Genomic DNA, 7,101 nt, shown 5'->3' on the forward strand with positions numbered 1-7,101 from the left:
GAACACTATGATTACCCAGGGCGCTTCAAAAGCGATGCGGCGGGTAAGCCCTTTACCCAATACCGACTCGAGCACTTGCGCAGTGATGCGTTAACGGCGACCGCGTCCAGCACCATCATGCAGGTAGATGCGGGGATGGTGTTTGACCTTGACGGTCACCCGGATGACACGACCAATCGGGATTGGATTGTGGTGACCATGTACAGTGAAGGCACGCAGCCTCAAGCACTGGAAGAGCATGGCGGCGAAGGCATGACGTCCTTCCACAATACGTTTTCAGTGATTCCAGGCCATCGCCCTTGGCGTCCCATTCCGGAAGCCAAACCTTGTGTGCATGGCCCTCAAATCGCGATTGTGACGGGCCCTGCGGGGGAAGAAATCTTCTGTGATGAACACGGGCGCGTAAAAGTGCAGTTCCCATGGGACCGTTACGGCAACAGTGATGACGCATCGAGTTGTTGGGTGCGTGTATCCCAAGGCTGGGCGGGCGGCCAATACGGCATGATGGCGATACCGCGCATCGGCCATGAAGTGATTGTCTCCTTCCTCGAAGGTGACCCAGACCAACCGATTATCACGGGTCGTACGTATCACGCGACCAATGTGCCGCCCTACCCGTTACCGGCCAACAAAACCCGCACAGTACTTCGAACCGAAACCCATCAGGGGGAAGGCTTCAATGAACTGCGTTTTGAGGATGAAGCGGGGCAAGAAGAAATCTATGTTCATGCTCAAAAGGACATGAACTTGCTGGTCGAGAATGACCGCAAAGACAACATCAAACACGACTTGCATCTGGATGTGGAGAACGAGCGGTTTTCGCACATCAAGGTGGATGACCACCTGACAGTGGATGGGCAGAGCAAAGAGCACATCAAAGGTGACAAAACCATCGTCACTGACAGCTCCCTGCACATCAAAGCCGGCGACAGTTTCCTGAATGAAGCGGGATCGGAAATTCACCTCAAAAGCGGTCACAAAAACATTCTAGAAGCCTATACCGAAGTCACACTCAAAGTCGGCGGCAACTTCGTGAAGATCGACCCCGCAGGCGTTCACATCGTCGGCTCCGTGATCAATATCAACTCAGGCGGAAGCGCTGGTTCGGGTTCTGGGTTTGGTGGGGCAATGCCGATGTTGCCGGGTGGGGTAACTGCGCCGAAAGCGCCGGATGAAGCAGAGAAAATACTTTTTAGCGCGACTCAATATGCTACCGACCCAAAACTTATCTCATCCGATGCTTTCACATATCTATCCATATCCGACCGCCCAATGGCAAAAATGTGCCAGAAAAGACCTGACGGTAGTTGCCCTCGTTCAGATTGTCCTTGTTTAGGGAGAAGCTAAATGGAAGTTTCACTAGAAAATTTCTTCCAAAATGGCGATCATAGTTATTGGATAGTGGCGGATCCTGTTCGAGTGCCTGATATCAGAACATTTTTATACCAACATGAACCAAAAGCCGATGTCATTACCTTGTTGAATGGTCCCGCTTTTGAACACTTAAATGAAGTATCTCCGATAGCCTCTCCGATTGAAGCTACGGTAGCACTCAAAGCACGTTTAATAGAAGACGGAGTATTTTCTTCGAGCTGTATCTTTCTAAAAGCAGAAACACAAATCGAGAACGATCTACTCTCCGACCACTTGCGCGCGTTGCTTACAGTCGTCGTTGAGGAATATCCCAGCTACTTTCGATACTACTCATCAACTTTTTGGCACATGCATTCAAGCGATATCAGTAAGAGAGATCTTGATAGCATTCTGGGTCCCTTCTCTTCCCTTGCTTGGTTTACATCAGGGTCATCCCTATTTTCCGTCATATTTCCAAAGCATGTTGATGCAGAAAATATCAAAAAGGCAACTTCTCCTATCCGCCTCCACTCAGCAGTCTTCAAGGAATTAGTTTAGCGATATGTCTGGTCAAACTGATAAATATTTAATTCAACAAGGTGACTGTTTAAGTCTTATCGCTCAAAAATTTGGTGTGAGCGAAGACGACCTCGTTAACCTTAATAGCGACCAGATTGAAAATGTCGATCTTATTTATGCAGGCGACACCATCAAGCTACCTGGTAACGAAGCCGCTCCTATCCCGGTGAAAACGGGTGAAAGAGTACCTCTTCCAGATCCTCCAGAAACCAATGCTTGTGGCGATGACCTTTGTGGCTCTAGCACCCCAGAGTTCGTGGACATTCTGTATGTTCCGTCTCACCCAGAAACGAAAGATGGCGAAAAAAGGTGGTATGCCGTTACCGATGTGGCTAAAGAGGCGATCAAAAAAGAAATGTCGTTACTCGCAGAAGCCATGGTTGCAAAAAATCGCGAAACATCACTCCAAAATTTAAACAATCTAGGAGTTCTCTCGAAATTTGAAGCTAAACCACATGAAGCATTTCTGACTGAGAAGGAAGGAAAAAGGCTTCGCCACCTTGAATGGCTTATCAGCACAATAAATTCAGGTGCTGCAAAGCTCTATGAACATGGAGGCCAAGACGGTTTCATTATTAGGGTTGCTGAGCAAGAAAATTTGGATCATAACAAGCTGCTGGCCCGCCATGTCTCATGGGAGAAATTTAAACAATTCTATTGGGATAGCCACCTTGGTGCTGTAGTTATCCGATATGTTCTAGAAGCCACGGATCTGATTGACGAAATCAGTGAAAAAGAAAAAGAAGCGCAACTCATGGAAAGAGCGAGACTGTCCTTTTTTCATGGTGTAGTTAAGCATCTCAACGAAAGCATTGAAGATTTAAAAGAAAAAGCGGTCAAAAACGCTAAGACTGTGACTTCTAAAGACGGCACTAAGTTTATTTGGGATAAAGAACGTAAATATTTTACAAGTGAAAAACAAGAAACTGTCACAGAACAAATTAAAAATCTCACCGATGCACGCAAATGGACTGAAGACGAAATTGCGCTAACACCTCATGAAAATGCGTTGTCCCAGCTAAAGCTTTTCTGGTTTAAACATGTACCTAATTCTAACGCTCACCTAGCGAAAAAGAGAAACTCACGTACACCTCCTAACGCAGCCTATGCCTACGGTGTCACCAAAGCACTGAGAGAACTAAACAGTCACGGCTATGTCATTAAAGAGCAGTGTCTTACCTTTGATGAGCTAGAAGGTTCACTACTCATCCATCAGGGCCCTAAGGCACTATCTGGCTCAGACAGCGCTTTCGGGAAATGGCGCGAAAATGACAACCTAATGTTTGGTGTCAAAGCAGCGGCACTTGATGAAAAAGGACTTAAAGAAGAAGCCGAATTGAGAAAGGCAATACTTCTTGAGCTTAGTATGTATACGACAAATGGAGAAATCGCCCAAGACAGTATCCAGCGGGCTTCTGACGATATAGCGTGGGCCTATTATCCTACAATAGCTCTTTTGCGAGTGATTGATGTTACCTTAGAAAAACACATGTCTGCGTTGGGTTCGATTCTGAATGGCAACCAAACTGTGCCCGGCATTTTCAATGAACTAATAACAATTAAAAAAATTGCCATCAACAGAGTTAATAAGCTCAAGAAAGTCGCCGAGAAAAGAGCTATTTCAGGTGATATTAAAAACATACTGTTACTCGACAATATGCCGAAGAGTCTTCATCTCATCTGGGATGAAAAACAATACGCACCAACAGAAATGAAAAGAGGCATATTTAAAAATGACGCTGGTGCTGCTGACCTTCAAGCCGTCGAGTGCAGTTTATTGTCTGATGGTGAAGTCAAATGGATACGCGGTCCAAGTTGGCTAATCCCTAAATCATCCGCTAACAAATCACATTTGGGGCATGTCAAGGACATCACTGAAAGTGCCACACTAGCAGATCCAACAGTGAGTAAGGACTCGCCTGGAACCACGTTGAAAGACGCACTAAAAGACATAGGTAAAGGCTTAATTGCAGCACCAGATGCAAAAAATGATTTCGTGACGAAACCTTTAAACTTAAGTGCACAAGTGAAGGATTTTGATAAGGCTTTTTGGGAAGACAGTTACCATTGGCAAGATGGTATTGGACCAAAGGGTAAATCGTCAGCATACATAGCCAACGCGCAAGCACAGTTTTTAAGGTTAACCGTCAGCCGCACTGGAGATTTAAACTTACCGGGTAGCGAGATTAACGGCCTAAGCACTAATATGTCTCTCACAGGAGATACGTCAGCCAAAGTTAAGCTAACACTTCTCAGTGGCGAGATATCATTTGCAACGTATCTTCCTAAAAAAGAGGGATATCATTTAAAAATCGCCTACGTAGCTCAACCTGATAAGAATAAAAAACCAGAAAGCAAAATGTACAATGCGGGGCATTTCAGACTCAAGCTTTCCACAAAAATTTATGGCGTTGCTGGGGCCAGTTGTATGCTCTCCGGCAACCTCGCTTTCGGTCCTTCGGAAGCAAAACCAGGTCACATTGGCGTCAAAGGTAAAGCCTTCAAAGCCCCAGACTACAATGCACACGTTCATGGGGGGCACTCAATACGCACTCGTGATGCGAGTAGCCCCAGAATACCTCAGAGTATTTCAGCGCAAGCTGGTGCTAGCATTGACGTTTTTGCCGGAGTAGAAGCAGGAGGCATAAGCTCTACGGAAGTATCCTGGCTGCCACCTGTGGTAGAAGTTAGCGGTAGTCAATACAATTCTGATTTTATTGAACTCGGCAGTATTTCTGGACAAATTGCCGTTAACTACGGTATTGGTTTTTCGGGCGAGTTACGAATTGGTTTTCACAATGGGCAATTTTTCTTGATCACCGCAGCAAGGCTCGTTTGTGGCCCTGGCGTAAGTGGCAAAGTCGCAATCAAAGTGAACCCAATCAATGCAGACAGGGTTGTTGATTGTCTGCTTGGAATATTAAAAGAGAGCGGATTTAAATATGTCGAAGCGCTGGGTGATATTGATGTAGATGGTAACAATAAAGATTTCGAAGAACTCAATCAAGTTCTCACCGTTGCCATGGCACTCGGTTTAACTTTCGCAGAAGTCTTGCTACTGCCAACCAAAACTTACAATGATTATCTTCAGAGTATACTTGAAGAAGATTATGCCCCCATGATAGCGAAGCACATCGTCGAAAGACCAAGCTCAAAAGTGGAAACATGGGTGAAGAATTTACCACCCGAAACACTGTCCAGATTGTTTCTCAGCTTGAGCAATAAGAAGTATGACACCTGGCGAGCCGCTCCCAATGCCAGCTATGTGCCAGAGTTCTTAGAGAAAGATGTCAAAGTGCTTCAAGATGAGGTAATAAAAGCTCAGGCTATCGTGAAAATCATGGAATGGATCTACCCTAAGGATGACAAGGACAAAGATACAAGGTGCTCTCAGTTTGAAAAGTCTTTGATACTGATGGAAGGCAATTTGGAAAGCGCGCAAAGTCGCCTTGAGAGATGCCGACGATTTGCAGAAGGCTGGAGTACATTAGCTGATTTCATTTCCAACCTTGATACAGTAGGACTAAATGAAAAATCAAAAGTAATTGCAAAAGATGCAAAGAGAGACTTCAATAACTTGGCGCCTAGATTGTGCTCGCGAATGAACCTGTATGTGAATGAAAAAAGCTATATGGCAATTGTGAAAGATGTCGTTCTATATAGAGAGTTTTCCAGCGAGGACTACAGTGAATTTTCAGAAAAAATAAAAAACGCTCCTAGCTGGAAAGAGAAAAAATGGAAAATTTTATGACTATTAAAAGAAAGCATATTTTTATGGGCGTATTTATTCTTATTGCCACATACATTGTTATTGAAAGCTACCCCAGTGGCTTTCAGCAAAAAATTGCCGAAGGTCCAAGTTTTCTATCAAAGCAACTATCTTCATATTTAGACGACAATAAGGCACATAGTGATACCTATGCAGCAAGCCGATATCGCCCAGAAGATCCATTGTATGTCCCACTGCTAGCCATTCAATATGACAACAAAGAGAAAGCGGAAGCTCTACTAGCACCTCTAGTAGAAAAAGGCGATTCAGAAGCCATGTTTTGGTTAGCAGAAATTACCTACGGACAAAGTATCTATTCAGGGGATGCTGCAGCCGAACTATTTAAAAAAGCCGCCAAACTCGGCAACCCCTACGCCGCAATTAGGTTAGACAGTAGAGACATTGAATGTACTCGATATATGGGATATCACTGTAGCGAAGAATGGGGAGAAAAGGGTAGAGTCATACTGAAAAAATTGGCTGAGACTGGTGATGCCAGAGCGGGATACGCTCTTTTTCACCATGATGTGATGTTAAAAGGTGGTAACAGAACGGCTGTAAGCGAAGAAAGTTTTAACGTTCTGACAAAAGCGGCTGTTGATGGTGTAAAGGATCATTATTATTATCCACTCATGGAGCTAGCAAGTCTATATCGTCAAAGCTACAGCTACCCCATTTGGGTAAGCAGCAGTGATACAGATGACAATACTCAGGTCTTATCTGAAAAAGACAGAGGAATTTTAAAAAACCTGTATAAGCTAGCAGCAAAAAATAATGATGCATATGCTATTAATCTAAATTTACCTTTTGCAAGCATTGGTGAAAATGCAGTTATTGACGAGGGCTATACTGATGACCAAATCCTACGGACATTAACACTATTAAGTAAAGTATATGAATACGGACCTGCATTTGCTAGAAAAGCTGAATCAAATAGATCAGCGCTGGTGCAAGGAGCAGCATGGGCAATGGTTGATGATTTTAACCGTAATGACCGTAGCTTTGATTATGGTAGACAATTTCAGAGATATGAATATGTCATAACAAACGAGTTCAATCTGAAATTCTTAGATGACTCTGAGCTTGAAAAAGCACGTGAAGTTGCCAAGGACCTAATAAAGACCCTAACGCCAGTAATCTACCTAGATGAAAATCAAACCAGGGCTTTTTAGTTCTATTTTTAATTTAAATAGCATTAGTTGATAGCGACTACCAAGTGGTGGATTCTGAATTTTTTTAAAAAGAAATAGTACTAGTAAAATGGATAAGAAACATGTTTTCGGCAGTCTGTTGATTGTTTTTACTTTATATTTAGCTTACATAAATTACCCCAGTGGCTTTCAGCAAAAAATTGCCGAAGGTCCAAGTTTTCTATCAGAGCAACTATCTTCATATTTAGA

The 7,101-nt window shown here is 43.7% G+C and carries 4 protein-coding genes; all 4 read left to right on the plus strand.

Annotated features, from left to right (window positions below; all coding sequences use genetic code 11):
- On the plus strand, positions 1-1,347 hold a 1,347-nt coding region (gene tssI, locus BCT27_RS18455), incomplete at its 5' end, for a type VI secretion system tip protein TssI/VgrG (protein ID WP_133153383.1).
- Positions 1,348-1,911 (plus strand): DUF4123 domain-containing protein, encoded by a 564-nt coding sequence (locus BCT27_RS18460; protein ID WP_102396428.1) that lies wholly within the window; start codon positions 1,348-1,350, stop codon positions 1,909-1,911.
- 4 nt (positions 1,912-1,915) lie between these two features.
- Entirely contained in the window at positions 1,916-5,683 is a 3,768-nt protein-coding gene (locus tag BCT27_RS18465; RefSeq protein ID WP_102396429.1) for a LysM peptidoglycan-binding domain-containing protein, read from the plus strand.
- Positions 5,668-6,873, plus strand: coding sequence for an SEL1-like repeat protein (locus BCT27_RS18470; RefSeq protein WP_102396430.1), 1,206 nt, complete (start codon positions 5,668-5,670; stop codon positions 6,871-6,873). Before BCT27_RS18465 ends, BCT27_RS18470 begins: the two co-directional genes overlap by 16 nt.
- The last annotated feature ends 228 nt before the right edge of the window (positions 6,874-7,101 follow it).

Source organism: Enterovibrio norvegicus (assembly GCF_002876705.1).
In the GTDB taxonomy this organism is placed as follows: Bacteria; Pseudomonadota; Gammaproteobacteria; order Enterobacterales; family Vibrionaceae; genus Enterovibrio; species Enterovibrio norvegicus_B.